The organism is Streptomyces sp. NPDC045022, from assembly GCF_056432605.1.
In genome coordinates, this window is record NZ_JBWKIR010000012.1 from 155104 (window position 1) to 180355 (window position 25252).

The window sequence follows — 25252 nt, forward strand, 5'->3', positions numbered from 1 at the left end:
CATGGCGAAGCGGAAGGTGCACCGGCGGGCACGGAAGATCCTCGGCGAGGAGCCCGTGGCCCTGGTCTGGTGCGGCCTGCGCAAGGCCATTCCGGCGCCGCCGAAGGACGTTCACCGCGCGGCGGGCAAGGGCCGTCTGAAACCGGGGCGGCACTGGCTGTACTACGCCGGCCTGACCCTCGCCGGTGCCGTCGTCATCCCCTGGTTCCTGGCCGATCAGCTTCTGAAGAAGGTCGACTGGCTCCTGTGGAAGGAGACCCGCGAGGAGCAGTCCCGCGCACGGGCCGGGCGTGCGGCCGGAACGCGGCGCACGAGCGCCGACCGGCCGCGCGTACCGGAGCCGTCCGACGACGTGTTCGACGGCGACTGGGCGCTGACCGCAGGGCAGTTGCTGTTGCGCTGGTACGCGCAGTCGCCCAACTCCAGGCGCCTGCTCCTGCTGACCCGTGAACGGATCTGCGTCGCCGCCTCGCCGGGGCGTCGCCTCTCGCCCACCAAGGCGGACGACTTCGAGATCGTCAGCGAGTTCCCACGGGGCGAGGCCCGGCTTCATCGCGAGCCGGGCCGACGTCACTTCTTCCTGCGCTTCGGCGACGGATCCTGGCTCAACCTCGGGCGGCTGGCCGATGCCGAGGACGCCGAGCGTTTTCTGCACGCGATCAGCGTCTGACGTCGGTCGGGAGTGCGGGACCTGCTGCGCGACGCCGTTGACTGAACCGTCTCCAGAGCGGTCAGCCGGGGTGCAAGGCGGTCCCTCGATCTGCGTTCGTCCCAGACCAGAACAACGGGGGCGCCCAGCTGGATGTGGACGCGTGCGACCAGACGTTCCACCTGCGGCCACACGTCCTTCTCCCACGGCTCGACCGCGTGCTCGTCGCGTTCCAGCGCCCGGCGGGCGGGACTCTGCCAGGACCAGCCCTGCCGGTGCAGCAGCCGCCGGACGGCCGCGGGCAGTCGAGCTGGAACTTGAGCGCGACCACGCGGCGCCGAGCGGTCGGCCCACGCGGCTCACCGCGGCCTGCGCCGCGGCCGGGTTCACACCGCGCACGGGGCTCCGGGTGGCGGAATGGACGGGCAAGTTCGGCTTCGTCGCCGCCGGTCTCGGTGTGACACTGGTGCCCGAGCCGGCCGCGCGCGCCGTACCGGCCGATCCGGTGCTGCGACCACTGCTCGAGCACGCCCCACCCGGCAGGTCCACGTGGCACTGCCGGACGAACCCCCTGTCCGCCGTACGGGAGTTCGCCGGACTGCTGGGGGAGTGGGACGTGGACGGCCGTTTCGCGCTCACGTGACCGTCGGCCGGGTACCATCAGGGGCGTCGGCACGGGGGAGAGGGGCGGATGTGTCCTTCCGCTATTACCTGTACATCAGCGATGTCAAGGTCGACATGCTGCTGTCACAGATCGACCCGAAGTGGGCGCGCAAACGCGTCACGGAGCTGAGTCTCGGGCTGAGGATGGTCGGCGCCCGGCACAGCGTCGAGAGCGGGGGCCCGGACCGCTTCGCGCGTCTGGAGCGCGTGTTGCAGCACCTGGCGGACCACGGCGACCTGGGAGACGTGGACGAGCCCGGGCAGTACGTGCAAGGAGTGCTTCCGATGCAGTGGGGTTCCATCGGCGACGGGGACGCCGTGTACTTCGGCGGGCACAGCGAGCGGACGGTCGTCGGCCTGGGAGGCTCGACGAGGCACGTCCTGAGCACGGCTCCGGGCGAGACGCCGGCCGGACACCGGATGAGCGCTTCGCTCATGCCCGCACTGCTGCAGCAGTTGGCCACCATGGCCTCGGGTGAAGACGCCCCCGGCCCGGACGCGCTGGGCGCCGTCGTCCGGGCCAACTCCGCGCTGCGCGGCCCCGTACAGCTCGTGGAGTTCGTGGCGAAGCGGATGCTCCACGGGCCCTGCCCCTACCCCGAGCTGTATTCCGGCGAGGACAGGGCCGTCCTCCTCGGCAGCCCGCTCTACGTCGCCCTGGCCGAATGAGGTGGCGCGGCGGAAGCCGGACGGACGGCACCGGGCCGACGGTGGCGTCGCGGATCGACGCGGCCTGTCAGCTCATGACGGAGCTGGTGATCGACCCGTTGATGCTGGAGGTCGACGCCGACACCGCTCGCATCGTCGCCATGATGGACGAGACCTCTCTGCGCCGGCGCAGCCGGGGGCCGTACACGCCGGACAACCTGCCGCCCGAGGCGATGGAGACGGTCGACCTCGTCATGCTGCGGCTGTACCACAACCCGGAGCGCCCCGCGTTCACGGTCGAGGGAGGCGGCCCCTGGCCCTCCCTGCTGGTGCGGTTCCAGCACAGCCGGGTGCTGGTGCGCTATGTCGTGCCGGAGGCCGCGCCGCCGGTGTACGTGCGCGCACCCGGCGACATGGACCTGAGCGGAGCGCTCAGGATGGCGCTCGAGAAGCTGGCGGACTCCCTGCGTACCGTGGCTGAACGTCTCGGCGCCGAACCGCCCCTCACCGTGTCGCTGAGTTACCCGGACGACCCCGAGTACGAGGCCAATCTGGCGCGGTTCCCCGAGGACCTCCGGCATGCCGTGGTGCCCGTCGTTCCCACACTCGACATCGACAGAAGCGGATTCTCGGCCAAGCAGCGGGCGGTGCACGACGAGGCCCTCCGGGCCGCCACGTTCAGAGGCGGATTCGAAAAGCTGGGCCGCACCGGATTCACCATGAACGCCGGTGGAGCGTACGTCCGGGACAGCGGTGGCTGAGATACGTCAGACACCGGGCACCGCGTGACGCCGATGGCCCGTCACACGGCCTCCTCCAGGGACCGCGCCAGTGCGGACGCCGTCCGCACCCTGATGCCCGGGGTGTCGACCAGCGCCTCGTCGATCGCCTCCGCCAGGCGCCGCGGCACGGACGGGGCGCGGTGCCGGACCGGCACGACCGGCTCGCGCAGGGCGACCGCGACCGGATCCCGGCCGGCCGGGAAGTCGCGCGGTGTGGCACCGGTGAGCATCCAGTACAGACAGGCCGCCGTGGCCCATACGTCGACCTCGGGGCCGGCGTACTTGTAGCCGAGCAGCTGGGCGCGTGCCGTGAACGGGATCGTCCCGCCCAGCGCGCCGGTCCGGGTGTGCCCGGACAGCCCCGCGCGCTCGAACGCCTTGGCCAGCCCGAAGTCCGCGAGCCTGACCACGGGACGGCCGTCGGCGGTCGTCCCCGCCACGAGGATGTTGGCCGGCTTCACATCCCGGTGCACCAGGCCATGCGCCATCGTGACCGTGCCGTCCGGTTGCCGCGGGGAAGGCAGCTCGGCCTGGTGGGCGTAGGACAGGCCCGAGAGTACCTGCCGGACGACCGCCAGGGCCTGGTCCACCGGCACCGCGCCCCCGTACCGGGCGGCCCATTGCTCGAGACTGCCACCGGGACAGTACTCGGTGGCGAAGTAGAACGCGTTCTCCTCGTCGCCGTCGGCGCGGAACGCGACGATGTGCGGATGGCGCAGGGCGCGGATGCCGGCGAGTTCGCGGCGGAACGCGAAACGCGCGTTGTCGTCGACCGGCTGAGGGACCAGGACCTGCTTGAGCGCCACGAGTTCACCCGATGCCAGGTGCCGGGCCAGGTGGACGATCCCCTGGGAGCCGCGGCCCAGCTCCCGGACGAGGTCGTAGCCGGGGATCCGCACCGGCGGACCAAGGGCCGGCTCCTCGGGATCGGCCGCCGTGGCGGCCTCCGGCGGCTCGGTGACCGTGATCAGCAGCCGGACGTCACCGATGCGGATCTCGTCGCCGTCCGTGAGCGGCTGCTCGACGAGGGGGCCCAGACGCTCGCCGTTGACGTGGGTGCCGTAGCTGCTGCTCAGGTCGCGCACCCGCAGCCGCGGCGGGTCCACGTCCAGCCGGCAGTGCCGTCGGGACACGCCACGATGCCCCTCGGGAACGCGGATCCGGCACTCCGCCGATCGGCCCACCTCACACGTCACCGGCTCGCTGAACCCGTACTCCACGATCCCGGTGCCGGTGTGCACGGAGACGGTCACTCGTGCGGTCACCGGCCTTCGACCTCCTCCTGCGCGGGGAGAGTGTGGTCCCCGGAGCCTTCGCCCGTGAAGTCGTAGTCGAAGTCCAGCTCCCACAGCCGGATGCCCGGCCGGAGGTCGGCGGAGACGAGGTTGCGGCTGTCGGCGGTGAAGGTCACCAGGGTGAGGGCCTCGGGGTGGCCTTCGAGGGTGTGCAGGCACCGGCCCGTCCGCACGTCCCACATCCGCAGGCTCCGGTCACGGCCGGCGGTGACGACGTAGTGCCCGTCGGGGCTCACGTCGAACGTCGAGCCCCGCTCGGGCAGTTCGCACACGGTTCTCCCTGACCGGGTGTCCCAGACCTCGACCTTCGACAGGCCGGGGCTGACGGCGATGCGTCCGTCCCCGCTCAGCGCCAGCGGGCCGTGGCCGGTCTCCCGGTCGTACAGGTGCCGCCGGGTCCTCACGTCCCATACGGACAGTGTGCCGACGCAGCTGACGAACAACCGGCTGCCGTCCGGGGAGAACCTCAGTTCGGCGTCGACTCCGCCGAGCGGGCACGTGAGCAGCGGAACGCCTGTTCCCGTCGTCCACAGTCGGGCGGTGCGGTCCTCCCGCCCGGCCGACGCGGCGAACCGCCCGTCGGCGCTCAGCCGGACGACCCCGACGGGACCGTCGTGCGCCAGCATGGTGCGACCGTGGTGAGGCGCGACGTTCGTGCGATCCCGGCCGGCCCCTCGGAGGTGCCACAGGCACAGAGCCCCACCGTGGTCGCCGATCAGCGCGTGTTCGCCCTTCCGGTCGATGGCCGCCACCGTCACGTGCCCCTGGTCGCCGTACAGCCGGGTGTGTCTCGTGCCGCTCTCGAAGTCCCACAGGTGGGCTTCCCCGCCCCAGTCGGCCGTGACGGCGAGGCGGCAGTCCTCCGCGATCAGCACGGTGTGGGTGCTGTCCACCCGCTCGGCGAACGTGTGCAGCTGCTGCCCGGTCTGCAGCTCCCACACCCGCACGTGCCCGTCGGCCCCGCCGGTCACAACGAGTTCCCCGTCGGCGCTCAGTCCGAGGCTCACCTGCGGGGTGAGGGCCAGGCCGCCGCTGAGGTCGTAGCGGTGCCAGATGCTCAGCAGGTCCGTGCGCCTGCCCGCCGACCGGCCCAGGTGCGCCCAGATCGTGCGCAGTTCGGGGTGGCGCTCGAAGCCGGGAACGGCGCGCGCGGCCCGCACCTGTTCGGCCGCGGCCGCCACCCTGCCCTGTTCGGCCAGTTCCGCCGCGCGTTGGACCATGCCGTCGACGCGCATCTCGTCGTCCGTGAGGGCGACCGCGGCCCGCGGACGCGCATAGCTCCAGGGGGCCCGGTACCCGCCCGGGGCGAGGTGGTGGAACTGGACACCGCCCCACCGGTCGCCCAGCACGACGACCCGGCCGTCACCGCTGAGGGCCACACAGTCGATGTCCATCGGCAGGGTCATCCCTGTCACCGGCTCGACCACGGCCTCGGGTTCGATGGTGCGGACGCAGCGGCCGGTGCGCGTCTCCCAGATCCGCACGGGCTGGTCGGTACGCCCGGACGGTACCGAGACGCCGATGGTGGCGTCGCTGTTCAGCGCCACCCGGCAGTAGGAGCCGAGCGTGTCGGGCACGGTGTCCCTGACCCGGTCGGTCCGGGTCTCCCAGACACGCACCATGGCCAGGTGCCGGCCGCTCAGGAGGGTGTAGGTGCCGTCCGTGCTGAGCGCGATCAGGTCGACGCCGGTGTTGCGCATGTCCGCCGACTTCACGAGGCGGCACAGCGACCGGCCGGTGGCCACCTCCCAGGAGACCACGCTGCCCTCCTCGTCCGACGCCGACACCACGACCTGCCCGTCCTCGGCGAGCGCGACGGCGGAGACGACGGAAGGCCTGCTGTGGATCTCGGGCAGGATCCGCCGGGTGCCGGGGTCCAGCTTCTGGAAGGTCGCGGGCGGGTGCTCGAGCTCGCGCACCATACGTCCGCCCTCTCCGCCCTCCCCGCCCTGGCCGGTCTGTCCGGATCTCAGGTCCCAGACCTCGATCGGTCCGTCGGCACAAGCGACCACGGCTCCGCCGGCGCCGTTCAGCGCGACCGCGACGGCCGCCGAGCGACGTCTGCCGAACACGCTCAGGCGCCGTCCGGCCGTCACGTCCCACAACTCGACGGCTCCCGTGCGGCGCCCGACCAGCGCGGTGCGCCCGTCCGGAGTGAGCGCGACGGCGGTGACGGGCGCGAGCGTCTCGCCGTCCGCCGCTGCCGCGGACGCGCGTGCCGCCGTCCCGGGCGTTTCGCCTCCCGAGGCTGTCCTCGCGGCGGTGTCCCGTGCCTGCGTGTCGTCGCTCGCTTCGGGCGGCAGCACATACCGGCAGCGGTTGCCGGCCGGCTCCCACACCCGCAGGCGGCCGTCCTGCCCGCCGGTCAGCGCCACCGAGCCGTCGGCGCTCACAGCGGCGGCACGCACCGAGCCCTGATGCCCCTCCAGCCGCTCGCACGGCCGAGCGGGCCCCCGCCGCGCCAGCTCGGCACGCACGGCCGCCACTTCGGACACGTCCGGTGCCTCCGCGAGCAGCGCGCGGGCCGACTCGTCGTCGCCCCGCTCGGCATGCACCAGAGCGAGCAGCTGGTCCACCTGGGCGGGCTCGCTGTGCAGGGACCGCGTCGTACGCAGGTCGGAGAGGACGTCCTCGTCGGACAGGGAGGCCTGCCGCCAGCGGTACAGGGCCCAGTTGTAGACCGTGGGCAGGTGATGTGGGTCGATGTCCTTGGCCGTGCGCCACAGCTCCTCGGCCTCGCCGTTCCGGCCGAGGTCGAGGAGCGACAGGGCCTGGTTGGACAGGCCGGCGGCGAGCAGGTGCGCCTCCTGCGGAGCCACTCGCGGGTACGGCGTGCCGACGGCATCCTCGTAGAGCCGCGTCACGGCCGCGGCCAGTTCGTCAAGACGGCGCGGGCGCCGGGCCGGATCGACCTCGAAGCACCGCCACAGCAGATCGGCGAGGGCCGGCGGCAGCGGGGGCGCCCCCGGCCCGGGCCGCCCGTACTCCAGGAAGCCCGTGAACACCTCCGGTGCCGACTGACCGTACAGGCACGGCGGGGAGCCGACGAACATCTCCAGCACACACAGCGCCCAGGACCAGACATCGGTGGCGCGGGTGAGCGGGGCCCGCGCGCCGTACCACGCGTCGGCCTGCTCCGGTGAGCAGTACGCCGGTGTCATCCCGCCGTAGCTGGCCAGCAGGCTGCTCTCCGGTGCCGCGACCAGGCTGCTCTCCGGTGCCGCGACCGGGCGCTCGCCGGCCGCGGCGCGGGCGCCCGCAAGACCGAAGTCGGTGACCTTCGCCGTCCAGGCGGCACTCGTGTCGACCATGACGTTGGCCGGTTTGACGTCCTGGTGGACGAGGCCCTGACGGTGTGCGTGGTCGATGCCCCAGGCGATCTGTACGGCCATGTCCAGGATCCGCGCCAGGACACCGGCCGAGCCCGGTTCCTCGTCCTCGTACAGCCTCCCGTTCCGCACGAGTTCGGCGAGCGAGCCGCCCTCGACCCACTCGGCGAACACACACGGCAGGTCCTCGACCCGGCGGACGTAGGCGCAGCCGACGACGTGCGGATGCAGGTCCAGCCCGACCCAGGTACCCGCCTCGGTCTCGAAACCGCTGCGCCCGGCCGCGGTGGCCACGAGTTCGGGACGCGGAACCTTGACCGCGAGGTCCGTGTTCCAGCCGCGATGCCGGACGCGGTACACCAGGCCCATGCCGCCGCCGTCGAGGACATCGAGCACCTCGTACAGGTCGAGGAGGACGTCCCCGCGCCGCCAGTACCCCATCGCCATGGGGCAACGATGCGCGGACAGAGGCGAATTGACAACCTCGACACGCCACCCCCTCAGGCCCCGCCCGGTCCGCGTGCCACAGGCGGACGGCAACAGCCGCCGGCTGGCGCGGCCGAGGGCCTGACCCCCGGCCCGTCAGCGGCTCGCTCGCTGTGCTGCGACGATCGCGTTCATGGTCGACTCCGCCCCGGCCAGTCGCTGCACCCGCTCCGCGAAACCCGGGAACTGCGACGCGACCCTGGTGAGGAACCGCAACTCGACGGGCGCCACGTTGATTTCGGCGACATCGCGTTCGATCGCCCGTGTCACGCCCTTGACGACCTGCTCCGGCGACACGGTGCGGACTTTGCCGGGCGTCGGTGCACCCGTGCTCGCGAACATCCCCACGTCGCGTACGAAGCCCGGCTGGACGATCGAGACACCGACACCCGTGCCGTGCAGATCCTGGCGGAAGGCCAGCGAGAAGCCACGCAGCCCGAACTTCGCCGCGGTGTACATCGACGACGACTTGGTGGCGGCCATCCCCGACAGCGATCCGACGAAGCAGATGTGCCCGCGCCCGGCGGCCACCATCTCCGGAGCGAGCAGGCGGGCGAGCATCGCGGGGGCCCGCAGGTTCACCGCGAGCGCCCGGTCGATCTGCTCCGGCGTGTAGTCCAGCACGTCGCCGCTGGAGGGGAGAGCCGCGTTGGCGATGAGTATGTCGGTGCCGGCCGCCTCCTCGGCGAGGCGTCGTACATCGCCGGGGTCGGCGAGATCGGCCAGGATCGTCCGCGCACCGTAGCGGTCGGCGAGGGGTTCCAGCGCCTCCCGCCGCCGGCCGGTGAGCACGAGGCGCGCGCCGCGAGCGGACAGTCCGGCGGCGAGTGCGCTGCCGATCCCGCCCGTGACTCCGGTGAGCAGAACAGTGGCCCCAGCAATGTGCACGGCTACCCTCCAGTTCCTGTTCGTTCGAACGAACAATAGGGGGGGGACGGGAACTCCGGCAAGCACATCGAGCAGCCGGCGGGTGGGCCCGGGCGGGAGAGCGCTGATGGAAGAATGAACGCCATGCCGAACGCCGCCCTCACCGCCCCGACGCGCCAGCGCATCGTCCAAGCCGTCCTGCGGATCATCGGAGAGGACGGGGTCGCGGCGGTCACCAACCGGCGGATCGCCAGGGAAGCCGGAGTGTCACTCGGCTCGGTCACCTACCACTTCGAGACCCAGCACGATCTGCTGCGGGAGAGCCTGCTGCACTTCGTACGCGAGGAGGCACGGCACTTCACCGAACTGGCCGACCAGTGCCAGGCAGAGGGCCTCGACATCGAGGACGCGGCGTCGCTGGCCGGCCAGGTCGCCTGCGGCACGGCACTCGGCAGCGCCCATCTCGCCCCGTTCGAGCTGTACATCCACTCCGGGCGCGACGAGCGGCTGCGGGTGGCGGCAGCGGAGGCGTTTCGCGCCTACGACCGCCTCGCGACCCAGATCCTCACCGCTCTGGGCGTCCCGGACGCGGAACGCCTGGCCGCCACCACCGTCGCCCTGGTGATGGGTCTTCAGCTCCGGCATCTGGCCACGGGCAACCCCGTCGACGACCTGGCCGACGCCCTCCTGCTGGTCGTACGCGGCGCTGCCGACCGGCCGCCCCAGCAGAACCCGCCGACGTGACGGTGCACGTCATGCGCTGTGCTTGTGGAGCACGCTCAGGTGGAAGCGATCGTGACCGGGCATGGGACGGTCGCGCCCTCGCCGGGTGAAAACCGCACAGACATCCGCGGGCCGGCTGCGCATGCTCCACTGCTCACCGAAGGTGAGGGCGCTGTTGATCTCATGCCGGCACCCAGCGGTGTCCAGGGCGGTGAGCAGGTCCTCTCGCAGCACGGTCGCCGAGTACGACTCCGCTCCGGCGAGGACGACAGGCGGAAGCTCGACCGTCGATCCGGGACAGAGCCGGATCCAGATCCCGCTGACGTGCCGCCGGGTGACCACGAGCTCCAGGCTGCCCCAGGAATACGGATAGCCGTCGATGTCCGGCCCCTTCATCCGGATGGCAGGATGGGGCCACCCCGGACCGAGGAGATCCTCGGCCTCGGCCAAGGGCATCCCGCAGTGGAGCGGACCGACCCGACCGCTTCGGGCGAACTCGACGAGCAGATCTGTCAACGTCACGTCGGTGACTGTCGCATCCTTCGCGTGTGATCCGCACGCCGATATCCCTCGCCCGACCCGGTGGCGCCGCAGGCCAGAGGCTCGGACGCCCCGGACCGGCCGTGGCCGGGATCGTGGTCGTCAGCGCCTCGAGGGCGAGGACAGCGCCTCGTTGAAGTGCGTGACCGGACGCGCAAGGCGTTCGCCGTCCACCGTGATGTCGACCGCCTCGTTGTAGAAGGCGAGCAGTCCTTTGACGGCGGCCACCGCGGGCAGCGGATCGGGGTAGCTCCACAGGATGCCGGGCGGGACGTCCGCCTCACCGTCCCAGGACCAGTACTCGGCGATGCCCTTGTAGGGGCAGCGGGTGTGGTGGTCGGTAGGGGTGAGCAGGTCGAGACGGACGTCCCCGCGGGGGATGTAGTAGCGGGTGGGCAGCCCCGTCTCGAAGAGGAGCACCGGGCGGCGGGTGTCGGCGACGGCTGTGCCGTCGATCCCGACCTGGACGTGCCGGCTGCTGGGGATCGCGTCGACCCGTTTGTGCGGGTCACGAGGGTGGACGAAGATCTCTTCCTCCTCCTCGTACCAGTGGTCGAGGCCCTTGCCGGTGCGCTGGAACCACTCGAAGGCGATGTGTCCGGCCAGCTCGGCGGCGGGGAACGTCCAGGCCGCGTTCTCCAGCAGCTCGCCGTCGGCCTCGAGATCGTAGAAGACCGTCGAGCCGGTGTGGGCGCCGGTGAGCGGGTTCCGCGCAGGGCGCAGCAGATCCTCGCGGACCTCCTGGCGCGGGAAGGCATACAGCGGCACGGGGACGCCCGGCTCCCACACGAGGACGGGATGACGGCTGTCGACGACCGTGACCTCGCCCTTGCGGCCGCGTACCCAGCGTTCGCTGGGTTCCCACCGGAGGCCTTCCGGGGTGCCGCGAAGAGACTCGGCCGTGCTCAGTGTGGTCATGTCCGGTTCTCCCTCTTCCTCGGTCAGAAGTGACTTCACCGGCGAAGGACGTCTCTTGGGCCGGGCCACGAGCCGGCCGGGCGTCCCAACACCCTCACATACTCCTCGACGGTGCTCCTCCTGAGCCAGGTGAGCCACGTGAGCGTCGTGGGGCCGGATCGGTCGATCGCCGGGCACCGCCGAACCGGGGCACGCATGAGAGGCGGCCACGCCGCGGAGCCGGTTCTGCCTCCCCCGTCCGATCGGACGAGAGGGTACGTCCCCCCTGCCGGGGCACGCCGGAGCAGACCGCGTGCCGTCCGCTGCGCAGGGGCGTAGCGTCCCGATATGAGCGAGGTCGGGCTGCGCCGGGCGCGGCCGCAGCGGGCGGCGCGGGCAGAAGACTCGAATGAGGGTGCCGGGAGCCGCCCACGCCAGGCTGGAGGTGCCGCGTGACCGGAGCGGGTGATGCGGCCACGGACGCGGAGGCGCGGGATGCCGCGTTCGCCGAGACGATGCGCCGGACGGGCGCTTCCATCGGCGCTCTGTACGTTCTCGCACCCGACGAGCGGCAGCTGATGCTGGACGTGATGTGCGGGGCCCCGGCCGACTTCGCTGCGCCGTGGGCGACGATTCCGCTGACCGCTCCGGCGCCGGTGGCCGAGGCGGTACGGGAGGACCGCATGGTCTGGGTCGGCAGCCAGGAGGAGCTGGCCCGCACCTATCCACGCACCGCGATGGCGCTGCCGTACCCGTTGGCGCTGGTCGCAGCACCGGTCACCGGCGTCCGGCGGTGGGGAGCCCTGCTGCTGATGTGGCCGGCCACCCGTCCGCCGTACATGACCCAGCGGGAGCGAGGGCACATCACGTCCAGCTGCGGACAGCTCGCCAGGCTGCTCGAGGAGGCCGTGGAGAACGGAACGTTCCCTTCCCCCGGCGCCCAGCCGCGCGTGCTCCCCGTGGGAACGGGTCACCGCTCCGCGAGCCCGGTGATGGCCGCCGCCGACTTCGTCGAGCGGCTGCCCGGCGGCAGCTGCGCGCTGGACCTCGAAGGGCGCTTCTCCTACGTCAGCGCAGGTGCCGGCGAGCTGCTGGGCCGAGACGCCGGCGAGCTGCTGGGCACCCTTCCGTGGCAGTCCCTGCGCTGGCTCGACGACCCGGTCTACGAGGACCGTTACCGGGCGGCGGTGATCAGCCGCGAGTCCGTCGCGTTCACGGTTTGCCGCCCGCCGGACTGCTGGCTGGACTTCCACATGTACCCGGACGCCAGCGGCATCAGCGTCCGGATCGTCCGCAGCGGAGCGCAAGGGCCGCCCACACCGGCCTCCCGGCATACCAGCCGCACCGCCCCAGCGGCCCGCGCGGGCCGGCTGTACCAGCTCACGCACCTGGCCGCCGCGCTGACCGAGGTGGTCAGCGTCCGGGACGTCATCGATCTGGTCGCCGACCAGTTCATGCCGGCATTCGGTGCCCAGGCCCTGGTCCTGTCCAGCGCCGAGGAGGGCCGCCTGCGGATCACCGGGTATCGCGGTTACGACCCCCTCACCATCGAGCGTCTCGACGGCCTGCCCATCGACACCGCCTTCACCCCGGCCGGGCAGGTCCTCAGCAGCGGGATCCCGGCGTTCTTCGACGACCCGGACGAGATGCGGCGCGTCTACCCCGACGCCTCGCTGGTCAGCGACAAGGAGGCCTGGGCCTTCCTGCCACTGATCGTCTCGGGCCGTCCTGTCGGCTGCTGCATCCTGTCCTACGACCGGCCCCACGAGTTCCCGGCCGAGGACCGCGCCGTCCTGACCTCGCTCGCCGGCCTCATCGCCCAGGCCCTCGACCGTGCCCGCCTGTACGACACCAAACACGACCTCGCGCACGGCCTGCAGCAGGCGCTGCTGCCGCGTGCCCTGCCCACGGTCACCGGCCTGCGGGTCGCCGCCCGCTATCTGCCCGCCACCCGGGGCATGGACATCGGCGGCGACTTCTACGACCTCATCCCGCTCGGCGACACGGTCGTCGCGGCCGTCATCGGCGACGTCCAGGGGCACGACACGGCCGCCGCCGCCCTCATGGGGCAGGTCCGTACCGCCGTCCACGCCCACTCAGCGCTGGGCACGCCCCCCGACCAGGTCCTCTCCGGGACCAACCGGCTCCTCATCGATCTCGGCACCGACCTGTTCACCAGCTGCCTCTACGCCCACCTCGACCTCGCCGGCGGCCGTGTGACCCTGGCCAGCGCCGGTCACCCACCACCGATCGTCCGTCTGCCCAGCCGGGTCACCGGACCCCTCGCCGTGACGCCCGGGCCGCTCCTGGGCATCGACCCCCACGCCGTCTTCCCGGTGACCGAGCTGCCGCTCACTCCCGGGCTCATGCTCACCTTCTACACCGACGGCCTCATCGAAACGCCGGGAGTCGACCTCGACGACTCCATCGCCGCCCTCGCACACCACCTCGCCCACGCCGACGACCAGGACCTGGACGTGCTGATCGACACCCTCGTGGGGAAGGCGGGTCCGGGCGGCCAGCGCACCGACGACATCGCACTGCTCGTACTGCACCACGCGGCGCGCCACTGACAACGGACAGGCTGCGGGGGCTTGAGCGAGGAGATGTCCGGCAGACGGTGGGGATCAGGCCTTCCCGCGATCACCGACCGGATCGCCGCGATGGCGTTGCGGGGGCGCGACGAACAGGTGCCGCCGATCCACTGCCGTTTGCTCAATCGGCCCGGGCTGGACGACCGGCAAGAGACATGGTGGCCCGCGCAGTTCGCCGGGACGCTCGGCGGAGCCCGGGACCATGTGGTCGCAGCGTGGCGGCACCACTTGGGCTCCGCGCCCGGCACGCCGTACGCCGCACCGGCGCGCGCCACCGATCGGTCCGGTCCGCCCGCGCCCCCATCGCCACCGCGTAGTTCTGTCCGCACCGTGACGTCGACATCACCGATGGGCGACGCCCGCTGGGGCGGGTGTGTCGGTCGAGCTGCACCGGTGGCCCGGCACCTTCCCCGGGTCGCAGGGCGATCCTGTCGGCGGACGTGTCGCAGCGGAACCCGTGCTCGCGCGCAGGCCGAACGCGTCGCGGTCCGCGGACCGGACGGGAGCGGCGGCCTCTGCTCACTCCGCCGCCGAGGGGCCGGCCAGGGCCTGCCGGATCTCGGCCGCGGGGAACGGTGTGCGTTTGCTCTCCGTGAGCAGTCGGCGGTGGAAGTCGTCCAGGACGACGGCGTGCGGGGCGTGCCGGTCGATGATCGCGCTGATCCCGGAGGGAACGCCGTCGGGGCGGCGGCCGGCGACCCAGTCGTGGAGAAAGGTCCCGTGTTCCGTGCCGCCGCGCACGGCCTCGGGCAGGTGGTGGCGCAGCAGATGGCCGGGCGCGTAGCTGCGGTCGTACACCAGGTGGTCGGTGAGGAACGCGGCCTCCTGCGCCGAGAGTTCGAAGTCGCGGCTCAGCGCGAGCCCGAAGTCCGCGAAGTACACCTGCCGGCCGTCGGTGAGCAGGTTGGCGAAGTGCGTGTCGAAGTGGACCAGCCCGCGTGAACTCATGAACGCGGTCCCGCGCAGCACCGCGTCCTCCACCCAGCGGTAGGACGAGTCGCCTCCCGGCTCCGCCCAGGCCGCCTCTCGGGTGTCGCTGAGCCAGGCACCGAGTGTCCGGGGAACGTGCTCCAGGAAGAGCACCAGGCTGTGGGAGGACGTGCCGATGGCCTCCAGCCGACGGCGCACGGCGGGCGATCCCTCCCAGTGCGCGACGGCCCCGTCGACGCCTCCGAACGCGTCGGCGAAGTCGGTAGGAGGACGATCCGGCAGGACCCGCCAGTGATACAGCAGCGGGAAACCCGCGTATTCGTTCCCCAGGGCCCACGAGGTCGTCATGATGTGCGCGGCCAGTTCACGCCAGGCCCCGAATCCGGCGGATCCCACCCCGTACTGGTAGAAGAGGGGGAGGCCGAACAGGTTGCCGGTCGAGCGCACGTGTCCCGGCCGCAACTCGATGTCCGTCAGCGGGACCCGCTTGACGAAGACGGGTGTCCCCTCGATCTCGATCTCCGCCCTCCTGCCACCGATGCCCGAACCGAGCGCCGGCGCGGCGGCCACCGCATCGCCGAGCCTGCGGTCGCCGAACAGGGCGAGCCGTGCTCCCACGGTCGCGTGAGCAGCCCTGCGCGTGGCAGGCAATGGCTCGGTCTCATCCATCGGCGACTCCGGCAGACAGGGGAGCAGACGCTGACGATCATGCCAGAAGTCCCGGCCCGCCCAGGGAAGTTGCCGTCAGCGGGGCGCTGAGGACGCCGTGCGGAACCACGAAGACGGCCGCCCTCGCCGGGCCCGCCGGTAGTGACCGGGCGGCGCGGGGAGGGCGGTCGTATCACTGCTGCTGCTGTTCCTTCCTACCGGCTCAGCCCACCACGATCACCACGACGCCTGGGTTGAAGACGCCGCTGCGGAAGAAGTCTCCACGGTCGCCTCGGTCACCGAAGCCGTCGCAGTGGCCGGACCACCAGTCGGCGCGGTAGAAGCAGCCGTTGTTCGTGGGGGCGTTCGCCGGGGTGGATGCCGAGGCCGTGCCTGCCAGGCCGACGGCGGCGCCACCGGCCAGGAGAACGCCGACCGCAGACGTTGCGAAGAGACGCCTCACGCGTTGACCTTTCATGGGCCTACCTTCTTTCCACCCCTCGTGGGGTTCCGGGACGAGGGGCTTGGCCGGGGCCGCGGTGGGAAGACGCGGCCACGGATGTTGCCGCGTCGGGACGAGAGGTACGGCTCGCGTCAGGCGGGCTGTCGGACCCGATGCACAGGGCCCTGGCCTGCGGCGGCGGGCGTACCCCCGGAGCGCGGCCCTTTCCTTCCACGCTAGCCGCCCTTCGGCCACCCAGCATCTCGGACCGCAAGGGCCCCGGCCTGGGAGGGAGGGCCCCGGCCTGGGAGGGAGGCCTTGTCCAGTGCGCCACCGCGCCCACCGCGCCCACCGCACGCACCGCACGAAGTGCTGCCTGCCGGCTCAGGCGCCGCACCACTGTCCCGCGGGGACGTGTCGCCTGAGTGCTCTGCTGTGCCGGTAGGGCCTGAGCGCTGAGTGGTGGCTCGGGCGGCGACGGGGGCGGGCTCTCCGCGCCGAAGAACTGCGTGGCCGGCTCGGACGGGAGCTGCATGCGCACCGTCTCCCGGCCGTCGCGACCGGCGTCACACGGGTCTCAGTCCACAGCCTTCCTCACGAGCGACCCGATCATCGCCTCGTCGGCGGCGGTCAGTTCCTTCAGCGCGTAGGAAGCCGGCCACATGGTGCCTTCGTCGAGGTTCGCCCTGTCACTGAAGCCGAACGTCGCGTACCTCGCGTTGAACTTCTGGGCGCTCTGGAAGAAACAGACGACCTTGCCGTCCTTGGCGTACGCGGGCATGCCGTACCAGAGCTTCGGCGCGAGGTCCGGCGCGCTTTCCTTGATGACGGCGTGCAGCCGTTCGGCCATGATCCGGTCCGATTCCTGCATCTCGGCGATCTTCGCGAGCACGGCGGCCTCGTCCTGCGCCGCCTTGCCGGTAGGCGATCCGCGGCGCGCCGAGGCCTTCAGCTCCCGGGCGCGCTCCTTCATCGCGGCTCGCTCCTCGTCCGTGAAGCCCTCGGACGTCTTGTCTCCCTCAGCCGTCCAGTCGTTCGCGGTGGCGGTCTCGGCGGGCTTGTGCGCGGCTTTCACAGCGGTTTCCTCCGGGTCTACGGGTAGCTGGGCAGGAACGGCCCCGGCCGGCGGATCAGTCCCCGCCGGCGGGAGCCGGCGGACGTCATCCCCACGCGCCGGCGATCTGCCGGGTCGTGGCGTTGAGCCGGTTGAACAGGTTGGTGACGCCGATCATCATGACGATCGCGGCCAGCTGCTTCTCGTCGAAGTAGGTGGCGGCCGTGTCCCACACCTCGTCCCTCACCGGGTCGGGCCGGTCGGCCAGCCGGGTCGCGGCCTCGGCCAGCGCGAGGGCCGCCCGCTCCTCCTCGGTGAAGTACGGGGCCTCCCGCCATGCGGCGACCGTGGCCAGCCGCTCGTCGCCGACTCCGGCCTTGCGGGCCGCCTTGGCACCGCCGTCGACGCAGGCACTGCAACCGTTGATCTGGCTGACGCGCAGATGCACCAGCTCCAGCGTCTGCCCGTCCACGCCACCGGAGTGCACGGCCTTGAGGATCTCCTGAATGGGCTGCATCGCGCCGGACAGCACGACGGCGGGGTTCTGCATGCGGGACTGCATCTCGGTCCGCTCCTCTTCCCGGTCGGTGCCCCGTTTTCCTCGGGGCGTGACTCCATGACAGCCGGGCCGGCCCGCCACCACCACGGCGATGGGACACCGTGGGACAGCTGAAACGGCCTTGACCAGCGGCTACTTGGCTCGGGAGACTGCTGCCGCAGCGGGACGCGAAGACGGGGGAACGGTGGACATGCACGAACGGACGGCACAGGGCGACCCGCAGGACGAGCTGGCGGCCCGGCTACGCAGGCTCCAGGAACTGTCCGGGCTCGGCGTACGGGCCCTCGCGCGGGACACCGGCCTCAGCTCCTCGTCGCTGTCGCGCTACCTCAACGGGCAGACCGTGCCCCCCTGGCCCGCGGTGGTCGCCCTCTGCCGCCTCGTCAAGCGCGACCCACGCCCCCTGCGCCTCCTGTGGGAACGGATCTCGAACCCCTTGCCGGCGCCTCCGAAGAGCAGCCGCCAGGTCCGGCCGCTGCCCCGCAACGACCTGCCGCGCGACGCCCCCGACTTCACCGGACGGGAGGAGCAGCTCGCCGCCGTGCTCGCCGCGATCGACAGCCACCGGGTGGTCTCCGTCGACGGCATGGCGGGCGTCGGCAAGACCTGTCTGGCGGTGCACGCCGCGCACCGGCTCGCCACCGGCTTCCCGGACGCCCAGCTCTACGTGGACCTGCACGGCTTCACCGAGGGCCGGCCCCCGCTCGACCCCGACTCCGCGCTGCGGATGCTGCTCGGCGCACTCGACGTCCCGTCCGAGAAGGTCCCGCAGGAGGGTCTCGAACAACTGGCCGCCTGCTGGCGGTCGGAACTGGCCCGCCGACGCGTCGTCGTGGTCCTCGACAACGCCGCCGACGCCGACCAGGTGCGCCCGCTGCTGCCCGGCGCCGGCCCCGCAGTCGCCCTGATCACGAGCCGCAACCGGCTCCTCGGCCTGGACGAGGTCCCGCCGGTCTCGCTCGACGTGCTGAGCCCGCAGGAGAGCGCCGAGTTGCTGGCCCGTGCCAGCGGTGACCCCCGCGGCCCCGACAGCAGGCTGGCCCGCGATCCGGAGTCCGCCGCCGAGGTGCTGCGGCTGTGCGGTCATCTGCCGCTGGCCGTGCGGCTGGCCGCGGCACGGCTGCGGCACCGGCCGGGCTGGACGGTGGGCATCCTCGTGGAGCGGCTGGCACAGGGCGCGAGCGAGTTCGACACCGCGTTCGCCATGTCCGTACGGCAGCTGAACCGGTCCCAGGCCCGCCTGTTCCGGATGCTGGGCCTGCTCCCCGGGGCGTCCTTCGACGAGTACGTGGTGGCGGCGCTGGCGGACGTGCCGCTGCGCAGCGCCCAGGCGATGCTGGAGGACCTGCTCGACGCGCACCTCGTCCAGCAGCCGACGGCGGGCCGTTACCGGCTGCACGACCTGGTGCACCAGCACGCACGCCGGGCCGCGGTGGAACAGGACCCGGCGGCCGAGCGGGAGCGGGCACTGGGCCGGGTGCTCGACTACTACGTGCACGCGGCGGCCGCCGCCGACGCCGCGATGCCGTTCGTGTCGCCCAGCCGGGCGGCCTCGGCGGGGCCGCCCCCGGCCGAGCTGCCCGGGTTCGCGGACAGGAACGCGGGCTTCGCCTGGCTCGTCACCGAGTACGGCAATCTCATGGCCGCGTTCGAGACGGCGGCCGCCGTCCGGGCCGACGCGCACGTGTGCGAGCTTCCGCGCTTCCTGCGGGCCTACTTCGCGCGGCGCTGCGGCACGACGCATCTCAACGTCCTCTTCGAGCGGTCGCTTGCCGCCGCCGAGCGCCTGGGCGATCCGCTGCGACTGGCCGAGGCGCACAGCGATCTGGGCTTCGCGCGCTACAACGCGGGCCGGATGGCCGAGGCCGCCGCCGCGTACGAGGCGGCCGGACTCCGGCTGGCCCACGCGGGGGATACGCGGGCGGAAGCCGAGCTTGTCATGCGCCGCGGCTATCTGAGCTGGGACGCGGGCCACGTCGAGGAGCCGCTCGAACTCTTCCGGCAGGCGGGGAAGCTGTACGAGAAGGCCGATTGCCCGACGGGCGCGGCCCACGCGGCCGCCTCGGAGGCCTGGGCGATGCTGCAGCTCGGGCACCGTGAGGAGGCGGCGCACCGGGCCCGGGAGGTGCTGGGCGTCCCCCACACCGACCCCGCGTGGCCGCCCGCCCTGACGGCGCGGATCACGCTCGGCGTGGCCATCGCCCGGGAGGAACCCGACGAGGCGGCGGATCACCTGTACCAGGCGCTGGAGCTGGCCCGCGGCGACGGACACCTGCACAACCAGGCGTGGTGCCTCAACTGCCAGGGCGTCGCACTGCGGGAGATGGGCCGGTACGAGGAGGCGCTGGCCAGCCACCGGGAGGCGTTCGCGCTGCTCGAGGAGCTGTTCGAGGAGCACTGGAAGATCCATTTTCTCAACGGCTATGGCGAGACCTGCCGGCTTGCCGGCCTCCCCGGCGAGGCCCTGAAGCTCCACCGGCAGGCCCTCGAGCTGGCCCCCCGGCTCGGAAACCGGTACGAGGAAGCGCTGGCCCACGAAGGCATCGCGACCGTGCTCGCCGAGACGGATCCGGCCGGGGCCGCCCGGCATCGTGCGGCGGGGCAGGCCGTCCTGCAGAAGCTCGACGCCCGGAGTTGACCCGAGTCGGCCACGGGGCGGGCGTACCCGGTGTCCCGGCGTGGCCGCCGTAGGATCACAGCCGGCGGGCCGTACCAGGACGGGGCCGCCGTCGGCCTGGCGAGCGTCACCGGGGGACCGGACGGTATCGACGGGCTCCACTGGGTGCTGGCCCCCGGGAAGCTGAGGGCGCACGAGCGGTCGGCACACAGGCTCGCCGGCCGTCCGTGACACACGCGGGACACGCGCGCACGATCCGGCCACGGGACTCCGGTCAGTGCCGCGCGAGCCAGTCCTCGTAACGTGTGGCTGCCACCTGCACCGTGTCGTCCCCGAGGAGAACCCCGTCGGGCATGCCCGCGAACGGGCCGGCGGCCTCGTCGGTGACGACGGAGCGGCCGTCCGGCTCAGCCGCCAGGGTGATCTCACCGAGCCGGTCGAGCCGCTGGACCTCGGGGCCCGCGATGTCGCGCACGCCGTACGACGGTTCCCCCTGCGCCGCGTCGGCGACGGCCGCGGCGACATCGGCGGACGCGATCGGACGCAGTCGCGTGGACGGCAGGCGCACCTCCGTGCCCTCGGTCGACATGTCCATCACCGGGGCGATGAACTCGAAGAACTGGGTGGCGCGCACGATGCTGTAGGGGACGCCGCCGCTCCGGACGGCGTCCTCCTGGGCGACCTTGGCGCGGTAGTAGCCGTAGTCGGGTACCTGGTCGGCACCGACGATCGAGAGCGTGACGTGGTGGCGGACGCCCGCCTCCCGCTCGGCCGCGATCATGTTCTGCGCGGAGCGGGTGAAGAAGTCCAGCGCCGCCTCCGTCTCGAAGGACGGGGAGTTCGACACGTCCACGACCGCGTCGGCGCCGTCCAGAGCTGGTGCCAGTCCCTCGCCGGTGAGGGTGTCGACGCCCGTGGAGGGAGAGGCCGCCACAGCTTCGTGACCACGGTCGCGCAGAAGCGCCACCACCTGTGATCCGATGAGTCCGGTACCGCCGACGACCACGATCTTCATCACTGTCTCCGTTCGCTGATTCCCCTTGTCAAGGGATACCGGCGATCCCGCCGGACCCGTGCGTCGACACGCACATCAGCAGGACAGGGCAGCATCCGGGTTTGTGACAGCCGACCCGCGCTCGTCAGAGCGTGGACAGGTCGATGGCCCGGTCGACGTCCTTGTTCGGGAGGCCGTTGACCGACCGCTCCTACACCGCGACGGTGGGGTCGGCCGCGCACCGGTCCCTGGCCCGGCAGGCGGTACGCGCCTCGCAGGTCTCCGCTCGGCTCGATCGGCTGTGCCACGCCGCAGCCCCGCACCCGTCTCATCCGTGCACCGACTCGCCGCCGCCCCGCAACCCGCGGCACCGGCGGCGAGCCCGGCTGCCACCAACGATCGGGGCTCCGATCCGCTCGACTTGCCCGTCCATGCCCATTGACTCCACGACAGCACATTGGTTGAGTGGCTCATCCACTGAGCCACTGGGAGGTACGGCGTGGAGGCACTGCCCCGCGAAACCATCGTCGATGTCCTGGAGACCCGTCTGCGTGAGGACATCCTCACCGGGCGCCGCCCGGCGGGCAGTTACCTGCCCCCCGAACGCACGCTCGCCGACGGCTACGGCGTCACCCGCACCACCCTCAAGCACGCATTCGGGCGTCTCATGCAGGCCGGACTGCTGGAGACCCGGCACGGCGTCGGCACCCGCGTCCGGGACTACCTGCGGCTGGGCGGCGCCGACCTGCTGCCCATGCTCGTACGGCACAGCCCCGACTGGATCGGTGAGGTCTTCGAAGTACGGCGCGCCATCGGAGCCTTGATCGCCGAACGCGCGGCGGCCCGAGCGACCGACCGGCAACGCGCCGAGCTGCGCTCGCTGCTGACAGCCGTGGGCGACGCGGCGGACGCCGATGCCGTACAACTCGCGGACATCGAGGTTCACCGGGCCCTGGCCCGCGCCACCGGCAACCGTGTCTACGTCCTGCTGACCAACACCCTCTTCAACGCCTACCTGCCCGTGCGCGCCGCACTCAGGGGACCGTTCACGGACGCTCAGGCGGCCCGAGAACGCCTGGCGCCGGTGGTCGACGCGGTGGAGGCCGGTGACGAGCCCGGAGCCCGGCGGGCGGCCGAGCGGTATCTGACCGTGACCGAACGGATCATGCTGGAGGGCCTCGCATGAACGCCGTGACGACCACGCGCCCGGCTCCGAGCAGCGGTTCGGGACGCGGCACCGTCTTCAGCGAGACGATGTATGGCACTCTGCGGCTGGACGACGAGGACCGCACCCGCCGGGTCCGCCTCGATCTGACGGTCTCGGCCGACCGCGTCCTGCGGCTGCTCGGCACGACCGAAGCCCGGGCCACCGGCCGGTTACGGATCACCGGCTGGGCCGACGACCCCGACGCCGAGGGCGAGTTGGAGATCTCACCGCTCGCCCGACGCCGTGTCCGCTACCGCGTCACGTTCACCGCCGACGGCCGCCGACTCACCCTCGACGGCTGGAAGTCCATCACCCCGCGCGGGCCCGTTGCCTCGATGACCGTACTGCCGTACACCCTCTGCGAGGACGGCGCACGGATCGGAACCGGCACCCTTCGCTTCCCGCTCGGCACGCAACTCCTGCCGTTCCTCGCCGGTTTCCGTTTCCCACGACGGGAGGACCCCGCCGCGTACCTCACGCCCCGCTGGCGTGGCGAGCCGGGCCGTACCGAAGTCTGGTACACCACCGTCACCGACCCGGACACCGGCAGCGGACTGTGGCTGCACCACGAACTGACCTCACCGGCCGACGGATCCGAGCCGTTCGCACACGGCTGGGCCGCGGTGTTCCCGCACGACGGCCCGGTGCGGCACGCCCGCTTCGGCCCCGCCCCGTGGACTCCCCGGCAGCCGGGCTTCAGCGCCGACGGGGTCACGGTCCGCCCCGGACGCCTGTCCGGAACGGCGGCGGGCGGTGCCTTGCACTGGGACATCGCCGAACGACCCGTCGACGAGCCGCTGTTCACCTTCCCCCGCTGGGCGTGGCGCCGTCCCCTGCTGCCGGCCGCCCAGATGCTCCCCGCCGCGCGGGCCGTCTACGACGGCACCTTCACCCATGACGGCAGGACCTTGTCGTTCACCGCGGCCCCAGGGGCGTCGGCCCGGATCTACGGGCACGGCAACGCGCGCCGTTGGTCCTGGCTGCACGCCGACCTCGGCGGCGGAGACGTCCTGGAGATCGTCGCCGCCGTCTCCACCCGCCCGGGTCTGCGCAGCCTGCCCCCCGTGGTCTTCCTCCGGCTGCGCCGGCGCGGCCGCAGCTGGCCCCGCCGCCCCGAGCGCCCGGCCGTCGGCTGGGCCGGAGCGGGACGCTTCCACGCGGACATCGCCCTGCCCACATGGACGGTCACCGGCCGCAGCGGCCTGCGCCGGATCCGGGTCGAGGTCACCCAGCCCGCCGACCGCACCCTCACCCTCGACTACACCGACCCCGACGGCGGCCACGCGACGTGCCGCAACAGCGAACGCGCTGACGTGCACGTCCTGCTGGAGCGCTGGTGGTTGGGCGGCTGGCGCACGGAGGCAGAGTGGACGCTCGACGGCACGGCCCACGCGGAGGTGGGCACACGATGAGCCTCACCGGTCTCGTAGCCGCACTCATCGCCGACGACGGCACCACCGACTGGCCCCGCCGCGTGCCCGCCCGACTCGAGAAGGTGCTGTCCACGATGCCGCTCGCCGCCCGGGCGGGCATCCGGGCGGTGGCGCACGGAGCGGACGCCTACGCCATGGCCCGTACCGGACGCACCCTGGCAGCTCTCGACACACGCGAACGGCAGTCCCTGGTCGCCGAACTGGCCGCACGCCCCGCACTCGCCCCGCTCCTGGACCTGCTCAAGGTCCCGGTCCTGCTGTCGGCCGGAACAGAACGCATGCTGCACCACGGCCGCGTACCACGCGGCCTGGCGCGCCAGGATCCGCCGCTCGACCTGACGCCGGCCCGCGCCTGGCCCGCTCGCTCCACCGCCGACGCCGTGGTCATCGGCTCGGGGGCGGGCGGAGCGCTGGCCGCCAAGACCCTGGCCCGTGCCGGGCTCGACGTCGTCGTCCTCGAAGAAGGACAGCACCACTCCACCGAGTCATTCGGCCGGCGCCCGCCCCTCGACCGGTTCACCCAGCTCTACCGGGACGGCGGGGCGACCGTCGCGGTCGGCAACCCGCCACTGCTCCTGCCGGTGGGCCGAGCCGTCGGCGGTACCACGGTCGTCAACTCCGGTACCTGCTACCGGACTCCGGACCACGTCATCGCACGCTGGAGCAAGCAGTTCGGTCTCACGCTCGCCGACGGCCTCGACCGTCACCTGGACGAGGTCGAACGCATCCTGCGGGTGGCCACCCAACCCCTCGACGTCCTCGGTACCAACGGCCGGATCGCGCTCGCCGGCGCCCGCGAACTCGGCTGGCAGGCCGCGCCCCTGCGCCGAAACGCGCCCGGCTGTGCGGGCTCCTGCCAGTGCGTCGTGGGCTGTCCGACGGGTGCCAAACAGAGTGTGCAGCTGTCCGTACTGCCCGACGCCTGCTCCGCCGGCGCCCGCATCGTCACCGAAGCCCGGGTCGAGCGCATCCTCGTCGATCCGGACCGCCCCGGAGGGCCACGCGCCGCCGGGGTACGGGTACGACGGGAGGAGGGCGGTGCGTTCGAAATCCTCTCGCCCCTGATCGTCGTCGCCGCGGGTGCGCTGCAGTCGCCGGCCCTCCTGCGCCGCTCCGGCCTCGGCGGCCACCCGCGTCTCGGCCGCAACCTCAGCGTCCACCCGGCCACGAGCGTCGCCGGTCGCTTCGCCGAACCGGTCACGGCCTGGGAGGGCGTGCTGCAGAGCGTCGGTGTCGAGCACCACCAGGATGCGGGGATCCTCATCGAGGCCACCGCCACCCCGCCGGGCATGGGCTCGTTCATCCTCCCCGGGGCGGGCGCCGAACTGCGCCACGAACTGGAGAACGCCGACCGGCTCGCCACACTCGGCGCGATGATCGCCGACCGGCCCTCCGGCCGTGTCCTGGGCCGCGACCGTACGCTGCCGTATTACCAGTTGCATCCCCGGGACGCAGACCGTCTGATGCGGGCGGTCCGTGCCATGGGCAGGCTCCTGTTCGCCGCCGGCGCCGAGGAAGTACTTACCGGCGTCCCCCGCGCGCCCCGTGTCCGCAGCCTCACGGAACTGGACACCGTCCTCGCGCGCACCAGCGCACGCCAGCTCCACCTGTCGGCCTACCACCCCACCGGGACGGTCGCCGCGGGCGCAGACCCCCAGCGCTTCCCGGCCGACCCGCTGGGACGTCTGCGCGGAGTCCGCGGAGTACTGATCACCGACGCCTCGGTACTCCCCGGCTGCCCCGAGGTGAACCCACAACTGACCATCATGGCGGCGGCCCTGACGATCACCAGGACACACCTTCGGGCATGAGAGCGGACCCCGGAATTCAGAAGGCGTACCGGATGCGCAGCCAGGGTGCGTGGGCGGCGACGAGGCCGCGTAGGGTCCGGACGG

20 protein-coding genes and 1 pseudogene are annotated in these 25252 nt (G+C 72.4%); 10 read left to right on the top strand and 11 right to left on the bottom strand.

Translation table 11 applies throughout. From position 1 onward, the window contains the following. Position 1 precedes the first annotated feature (1 nt). Positions 2-670: a hypothetical protein gene (locus tag AC07C1_RS22690; protein WP_478941562.1), complete on the top strand. Its 669-nt coding sequence runs from the start codon at positions 2-4 to the stop codon at positions 668-670. A 170-nt stretch (positions 671-840) separates the two neighbouring features. Here AC07C1_RS22690 and AC07C1_RS22695 read toward each other — a convergent pair. After that, positions 841-998: pseudogene (locus AC07C1_RS22695) on the bottom strand (helix-turn-helix domain-containing protein); the annotation flags it as partial. On the opposite strand from AC07C1_RS22695, the gene AC07C1_RS22700 reads away from it, so the two are divergent. The 3 genes from AC07C1_RS22700 to AC07C1_RS22710 all read left to right on the top strand — a co-directional run bounded on the left by AC07C1_RS22700 (position 960) and on the right by AC07C1_RS22710 (position 2721). Continuing rightward, entirely contained in the window at positions 960-1292 is a 333-nt protein-coding gene (locus AC07C1_RS22700) for a LysR substrate-binding domain-containing protein (protein ID WP_478941733.1), read from the top strand. The pseudogene AC07C1_RS22695 and the gene AC07C1_RS22700 sit on opposite strands and share 39 nt — an antisense overlap. Positions 1293-1342: 50 nt before the next feature. Then, a complete protein-coding gene (locus AC07C1_RS22705; protein WP_478941564.1) occupies positions 1343-1981 on the top strand; it encodes a DUF7019 family protein in 639 nt (212 codons plus the stop codon). A 74-nt stretch (positions 1982-2055) separates the two neighbouring features. Next, positions 2056-2721 (top strand): hypothetical protein, encoded by a 666-nt coding sequence (locus AC07C1_RS22710; RefSeq protein ID WP_478941566.1) that lies wholly within the window; start codon positions 2056-2058, stop codon positions 2719-2721. Between the two features lie 41 nt (positions 2722-2762). Here AC07C1_RS22710 and AC07C1_RS22715 read toward each other — a convergent pair whose 3' ends face one another. From AC07C1_RS22715 to AC07C1_RS22725, 3 genes are all read right to left on the bottom strand, one after another. Continuing rightward, complete coding sequence (locus AC07C1_RS22715; protein ID WP_478941567.1) at positions 2763-4007, bottom strand: FHA domain-containing serine/threonine-protein kinase; 1245 nt, start codon at positions 4005-4007, stop codon at positions 2763-2765. Continuing rightward, entirely contained in the window at positions 4004-7813 is a 3810-nt protein-coding gene (locus tag AC07C1_RS22720) for a WD40 repeat domain-containing serine/threonine protein kinase (protein ID WP_478941569.1), read from the bottom strand. The genes AC07C1_RS22715 and AC07C1_RS22720 overlap by 4 nt, the downstream gene beginning before the upstream one ends. A gap of 135 nt (positions 7814-7948) precedes the next feature. Then, positions 7949-8740: an SDR family NAD(P)-dependent oxidoreductase gene (locus AC07C1_RS22725; protein ID WP_478941571.1), complete on the bottom strand. Its 792-nt coding sequence runs from the start codon at positions 8738-8740 to the stop codon at positions 7949-7951. 123 nt (positions 8741-8863) lie between these two features. On the opposite strand from AC07C1_RS22725, the gene AC07C1_RS22730 reads away from it, so the two are divergent. Continuing rightward, the gene (locus tag AC07C1_RS22730) at positions 8864-9463 is read left to right on the top strand and encodes a TetR/AcrR family transcriptional regulator (RefSeq protein ID WP_478941572.1); all 600 of its coding nucleotides are present in this window, start codon (positions 8864-8866) and stop codon (positions 9461-9463) included. A gap of 9 nt (positions 9464-9472) precedes the next feature. On the opposite strand, the gene AC07C1_RS22735 is transcribed toward AC07C1_RS22730, so the two are convergent. Together AC07C1_RS22735 and AC07C1_RS22740 are read right to left on the bottom strand one after the other, a co-directional pair. After that, positions 9473-9964 (bottom strand): hypothetical protein, encoded by a 492-nt coding sequence (locus AC07C1_RS22735; RefSeq protein ID WP_478941574.1) that lies wholly within the window; start codon positions 9962-9964, stop codon positions 9473-9475. A gap of 120 nt (positions 9965-10084) precedes the next feature. Further along, positions 10085-10900 carry a DUF427 domain-containing protein gene (locus AC07C1_RS22740; RefSeq protein ID WP_478941576.1) on the bottom strand — a complete coding sequence of 272 codons (816 nt, stop codon included), beginning with the start codon at positions 10898-10900 and terminating at the stop codon, positions 10085-10087. 431 nt (positions 10901-11331) lie between these two features. Between AC07C1_RS22740 and AC07C1_RS22745 the strand changes: the two genes are divergently transcribed. Continuing rightward, entirely contained in the window at positions 11332-13452 is a 2121-nt protein-coding gene (locus tag AC07C1_RS22745; RefSeq protein WP_478941578.1) for a SpoIIE family protein phosphatase, read from the top strand. A 540-nt stretch (positions 13453-13992) separates the two neighbouring features. Here the strand turns inward: AC07C1_RS22745 and AC07C1_RS22750 are convergent. The 4 genes from AC07C1_RS22750 to AC07C1_RS22765 form a co-directional block, all read right to left on the bottom strand. Then, positions 13993-15072: a protein kinase family protein gene (locus AC07C1_RS22750; protein WP_478941580.1), complete on the bottom strand. Its 1080-nt coding sequence runs from the start codon at positions 15070-15072 to the stop codon at positions 13993-13995. A gap of 202 nt (positions 15073-15274) precedes the next feature. After that, positions 15275-15514, bottom strand: a complete 240-nt coding sequence (locus AC07C1_RS22755) for a hypothetical protein (RefSeq protein ID WP_478941581.1) — start codon at positions 15512-15514, stop codon at positions 15275-15277. Between the two features lie 556 nt (positions 15515-16070). Continuing rightward, positions 16071-16466, bottom strand: a complete 396-nt coding sequence (locus AC07C1_RS22760; protein WP_478941734.1) for an iron chaperone — start codon at positions 16464-16466, stop codon at positions 16071-16073. A gap of 187 nt (positions 16467-16653) precedes the next feature. Continuing rightward, positions 16654-17109 carry a carboxymuconolactone decarboxylase family protein gene (locus AC07C1_RS22765; RefSeq protein WP_478941582.1) on the bottom strand — a complete coding sequence of 152 codons (456 nt, stop codon included), beginning with the start codon at positions 17107-17109 and terminating at the stop codon, positions 16654-16656. 187 nt (positions 17110-17296) lie between these two features. On the opposite strand from AC07C1_RS22765, the gene AC07C1_RS22770 reads away from it, so the two are divergent. Next, entirely contained in the window at positions 17297-19744 is a 2448-nt protein-coding gene (locus tag AC07C1_RS22770) for an ATP-binding protein (RefSeq protein ID WP_478941583.1), read from the top strand. A 253-nt stretch (positions 19745-19997) separates the two neighbouring features. Here the strand turns inward: AC07C1_RS22770 and AC07C1_RS22775 are convergent, their stop codons facing one another. Beyond that, the gene (locus AC07C1_RS22775) at positions 19998-20738 is read right to left on the bottom strand and encodes an SDR family oxidoreductase (RefSeq protein ID WP_478941585.1); all 741 of its coding nucleotides are present in this window, start codon (positions 20736-20738) and stop codon (positions 19998-20000) included. A 478-nt stretch (positions 20739-21216) separates the two neighbouring features. Between AC07C1_RS22775 and AC07C1_RS22780 the strand changes: the two genes are divergently transcribed. From AC07C1_RS22780 to AC07C1_RS22790, 3 genes are read left to right on the top strand one after another with little or no spacing between them, the layout of a single operon-like run. After that, the gene (locus tag AC07C1_RS22780) at positions 21217-21903 is read left to right on the top strand and encodes a FadR/GntR family transcriptional regulator (RefSeq protein WP_478941587.1); all 687 of its coding nucleotides are present in this window, start codon (positions 21217-21219) and stop codon (positions 21901-21903) included. Next, positions 21900-23336, top strand: coding sequence for a hypothetical protein (locus tag AC07C1_RS22785; protein WP_478941588.1), 1437 nt, complete (start codon positions 21900-21902; stop codon positions 23334-23336). Before AC07C1_RS22780 ends, AC07C1_RS22785 begins: the two co-directional genes overlap by 4 nt. Continuing rightward, complete coding sequence (locus AC07C1_RS22790) at positions 23333-25168, top strand: GMC family oxidoreductase (protein ID WP_478941590.1); 1836 nt, start codon at positions 23333-23335, stop codon at positions 25166-25168. Before AC07C1_RS22785 ends, AC07C1_RS22790 begins: the two co-directional genes overlap by 4 nt. Positions 25169-25252: the final 84 nt, after the last annotated feature.